This is a genomic window from Microbacterium sp. UBA1097, from assembly GCF_002313585.1.
Classification (GTDB): domain Bacteria; phylum Actinomycetota; class Actinomycetes; order Actinomycetales; family Microbacteriaceae; genus Microbacterium.
The window spans coordinates 1,288-5,498 of the sequence record NZ_DCBW01000007.1 but is presented as its reverse complement, the minus strand read 5'-3'; the positions used below and the strand labels follow the sequence as shown (position 1 = coordinate 5,498).

Annotated in this window: 6 protein-coding genes; 5 read left to right on the top strand and 1 reads right to left on the bottom strand. The window is 69.2% G+C overall.

Features of this window, described 5'->3' with window-relative positions:
• Positions 1-159 precede the first annotated feature (159 nt).
• Positions 160-510: a hypothetical protein gene (locus B4F19_RS01360; RefSeq protein ID WP_005052795.1), complete on the bottom strand. Its 351-nt coding sequence runs from the start codon at positions 508-510 to the stop codon at positions 160-162.
• A 60-nt stretch (positions 511-570) separates the two neighbouring features.
• Here B4F19_RS01360 and B4F19_RS01355 point away from each other — a divergent pair, with 60 nt between their 5' ends.
• The 5 genes from B4F19_RS01355 to B4F19_RS01335 all read left to right on the top strand — a co-directional run.
• Positions 571-1,044, top strand: coding sequence for a MurR/RpiR family transcriptional regulator (locus B4F19_RS01355; RefSeq protein WP_164743636.1), 474 nt, complete (start codon positions 571-573; stop codon positions 1,042-1,044).
• A complete protein-coding gene (locus tag B4F19_RS01350) occupies positions 960-1,550 on the top strand; it encodes an SIS domain-containing protein (RefSeq protein ID WP_005052796.1) in 591 nt (196 codons plus the stop codon). Before B4F19_RS01355 ends, B4F19_RS01350 begins: the two co-directional genes overlap by 85 nt.
• Before the next feature lie 102 nt (positions 1,551-1,652).
• Complete coding sequence (locus B4F19_RS01345; protein WP_005052797.1) at positions 1,653-2,486, top strand: extracellular solute-binding protein; 834 nt, start codon at positions 1,653-1,655, stop codon at positions 2,484-2,486.
• Complete coding sequence (locus tag B4F19_RS01340) at positions 2,483-3,313, top strand: tyrosine-protein phosphatase (RefSeq protein WP_005052798.1); 831 nt, start codon at positions 2,483-2,485, stop codon at positions 3,311-3,313. The genes B4F19_RS01345 and B4F19_RS01340 overlap by 4 nt, the downstream gene beginning before the upstream one ends.
• Positions 3,314-3,331: 18 nt before the next feature.
• A partial coding sequence (locus B4F19_RS01335; RefSeq protein WP_292732398.1) for a phosphodiesterase occupies positions 3,332-4,211 on the top strand: 880 nt, incomplete at its 3' end.

Here is a 4,211-nt window from a genome sequence, read left to right as displayed (position 1 = left end):
TGTAGGGATCTTTCTGAAATGTCCATTTCGCAGTTGAAATGTCCACGCGATGTCCATATGGACATTTCGGACGCCGGCCGACCGTCGCGATCATGTGGGCGGCGGTTTCACAGCGCCTCAGCTTCTCTGCTGGATCGCGGCTACGCGATGTCTCCCCTTTCACGTCTGAGTGGCCATCGGTCTGATCGGGCCATGAGCAGGATCAGTTTCGCGCGTCGCCCCCGCCCTCTGGTTCCGCGCTGCGGGCGTCATCGTCGTGGCAGGCTTCTTCGCGTCGTTGGTTACCGGTGTCTGCTGCCCCGGCGCCCCCGCCAGCGGAACATCGACGTGCGGAACGTTCGAGCGCTTGACCGCCGGGATCGACAGATCACGTGGCTCTGGCTCGCACGGACGGTCATCGTAGGCGCCATCGCGGCGCTCGAGGTGGGCGTCTTCGGTCGAGTCACCCTTGGCCGACTTCCTTGCGGGCATGGCACTGTTCGGGAGCTCGAGCGGACGCAGGGAGGTCATGAAATTGCCTTTCGCGGATAGCGGAGGCGATGAACGCTGCGTTCACCTATGGTTGGGGTCGTGGTCGCATTGCGCCCATACGATGTGCGGCGAACCCGAAAGGTGATCACCGGCTACATGAACTCGCCCCTCAACGAGCCGCCGCTCGGCGGAACCATCGACCACATCCTCTCGATCCTGCCGTCGCTCGTACCGAGCGCGCAGCGCGTCGCCCGCATCTGCGCCGAGCGACCCCACGACGTGGTCGACATGTCGGGCGCCGACCTCGCCGAAGCCGCCAACACGTCGCCGGCCACCGTCAGCCGCACCGCCCAGGCGCTGGGGCTGCGCAGCTTTCAGCACCTGCGCATGCTGCTCGTGCGTGACCTCGCCGCCGACGCCACCGCCGCGCCCGACGCACCCGCCGGCACCGAGGGCTTTCTGCGGTGGCTGGCCGAGGGGCGGGTGGGATGCTGCAGACCGCGCTCGCCTCGATCGACCCGGTCGCGTTCGACGCCGCTGCCGACGCCATCGCCCGCGCGCCGCGCCTGCTGATCTCGGGCACCGGCGCCTCGCACGCCGCCGCCCAGGCGTCGGCCGTCGCGTTCGCCGTCAACGGCCGGCCCTGCGAAGCGCCCGCTGACGGCGTGGTCGCCCACCTCACCGCCCGCGTGCTCGCCCCCGGTGATGTGTGCCTCATCGTCAGCTCGAGTGGCGCCAACTCGGTGACCCTCGCGGTTGCGGACGCCGCCGTCGACGCCGGCGCCACCGTGATCGGGGTCACGAGCTTCGCCCGTACCCCGCTCACCACCCGCGCCGACCACCTGCTCGTCGCCGGTGCGCGCTTCCAGGCGTGGGATCAAGGCATTCTCGGCAGCGGGCTCGTACAGCTGCTCGTGCTCAACGCCCTGCAGATCGCCGTCGCCGACCGCATGAGCGACGCCGCCGACCGCGCGCGCCTCGCGGTGCGCGAAGAGGTGCTCGACATCGTCGCCGACGACGGCTCCGACGCCGAGGCATCCGACGTGCCAGACGTTATCGACCACGGCGATGGGCGTTGACACTCCGTTTGCAGGAAATTCACTTTCCTCGATTGCAATAGCTCTGCAAGCGGATTTCGCGGGAAGGCCCCGGTTCGTCAGGTCGCTTGCAGAAGGCGACTCATGGGAACGATCCAGCTCTCTGGTGTCGGTCGCTCCTTCAAGAGCACCGCCGCCGTCAGTGATATCGACCTGATCATCGAAGACGCCGCCGCGCAGATCACCGAGTCCACCGGTGCCCCCTCGATGAGCGCGTCGTGCGTGATCACCGGCGGCAGCTGGTGCATGCAGGGCCTCTTCCTCTCGAACGGCGCCCAGGTGCTGAGCGATGACCGCACGACGATCGAGTTCGGCTCGGACGCCGCGATCGATACGGTCGCGACCTTCACCGAGATGTACGAGGACGGCGTGCTCACCAACGAGGACTTCACCAGCCAGTACGAGGCGTTCGCGCAGGGGAAGACCGCGATCCACGTCAACAGCTCGGCCCTGCAGGGCGCGTTCATGATGGGCGCCGAGGCCGGTGGCTGGACCCTCGACGCTCACACCCTGCCCGCGTTCGGAGACCAGGCGGTCGTGCCCACCAACTCGGGCTCGTTCCTCGCGATGTTCGCCACCGACCCCGCCAAGCAGGCCGCCGCGTGGGAGCTCATGCAGTTCATGACCAGCCCCCGCGCCTACGAGATCATCTCGACCCAGATCGGGTACCTACCGCTGCGCAGCAGCATGGCCGACGAGGGCGGACCGCTCTATGACTGGGTCGAAGCCAACCCGCTCGTGAAGCCCAACCTCGAGCAGCTCGACGCGCTCGAGCCGTGGGTGTCGTACCCCGGCGACAGCTACGCCCAGGTCGACCAGGTGCTCGCCACCGCCATCGAAGACGCGGTCTTCTACGGCGCCGACCCGGCCGCCACTATGACCGAGGCCGCCGAGCGCGCGCAGGGGCTGATCGAATGACCATCGACCTCGACCTGACGCCTTCGGCGACGGATGCCGCGGCCGCTTCGTCGCCGGATGCCGCGACCGCGGCGCCTCGTGAGCGTCGCCACGCCGTGGCCGGCCTCTACAACCTGCGCGACACCGGCGGCTACCGTGCAGCCGGCGGCACCAGCCGGTGGGGCAAGCTGCTGCGGTCAGATGCTCTGCACCGCATCGACGCGACCGGTCGCGACCGGCTGGCCGAGATCGGCGTCGCCCACATCATCGACCTGCGCGGCGGCGACGAGCGCGCCACAGCGCCGAGCGCGGTCGACGGGCTCGAGGTCACCGTGCACCACCTGCCCGTGTTCGACGACGCCGACCCGGCCGCGCAGGCCACCACGCACGTCGGACTCGTGCCCGTCTACGACCACATCGTCGACGAGCGCGGGGCGCAGCTGGTCGACGCGATCCGGGTGATCATCGCGGCTGACGACGACGACGCGGTGCTCGTGCACTGCACCGCCGGCAAAGACCGCACCGGTCTCGTCGTGGCCTTCGCGCTCGCCGCCGCCGGGGTCGACCGCGACGACGTCGTGGCCGACTACGCCGCCACCGCCGAGAACCTGCGCGGCGAGTGGTCAGACGCGATGACCGCCGTCTTCGAACAGCGCGGCATCGAACTGACCGCGGGAATGGTCGAACTCATCACCGAGAGCCCCGCCGAGGTGCTCGAGGCGCTGCTCGAGCGCATCGACCGCGAGCACGGGTCGATCAGCGCCTACCTCCTCGCCCACGGACTCACCCCCACCGAGCTCGAGCGTCTCACCGCCGTGATCATCGACCCCGCCGCCACCGCGGTCTGATCGGAAGGAACACACACCATGTCGCACATCGCGAGCCAGCATCCCGCTCCCGAGCACTTCATCCTGCATGTCTCTGACACCCACTTCGTGGGCGACGGCGACCTGCTGCACGAGCGCATCGACAGTGACAAGAACCTCGCAGAGCTGTTCGACGGCTTCACCAAGGCCAACGCCCGCCCCGAAGCGATCGTGTTCACCGGCGACCTCGCCGACACCGGCCGCCCCGACGCCTACGAGCGCCTGCGGGCCATCGTCGAGCCCGCCGCCGAGAAGCTCGGTGCCCAGGTGATCTGGGTGATGGGCAATCACGACGAGCGCGTCGCGTTCCGCCGCGGCCTGCTCGACGAGGAGGCCGACCAGTCCGAGCCCGTCGACCGCGTCTACGACGTCAACGGTCTGCGCATCATCGCGCTCGACTCGACGGTGCCCGGGCAGCACCACGGCGAGATCAGCGACGAGCAGTTGGCGTGGCTGCGCCGCGAGCTCGAAGTCCCCGCGCCCGACGGCACCCTCATCGCGCTGCACCACCCGCCCGTGCCGAGCCCGATCGGGCTCATCGCCCTGGTCGAGCTGCGCGACCAGGAGCGCCTCGCCGAGGTCATCCGGGGCACCGACGTGCGCGGCATCCTGGGCGGTCACCTGCACTACTCGACCACCAGCACGTTCGCGGGCGTGCCCGTGTCGGTCGCGTCGGCGACCTGCTACACGCAGGACCTCGCCGTCGCCTACCCCGGTGCCCGCGGCCAGGACGGCGGCCAGTCCTACAACCTCGTGCACGTCTACGGCGACCGGGTGCTGCACTCCGTCGTGCCGATCGGGCAGTTCCCGACCGTCTACGAGATGACTCCCGAGATGCTCGAGGCGTTCATGAACATGACCCCCGACGAGCAGCTCGCCG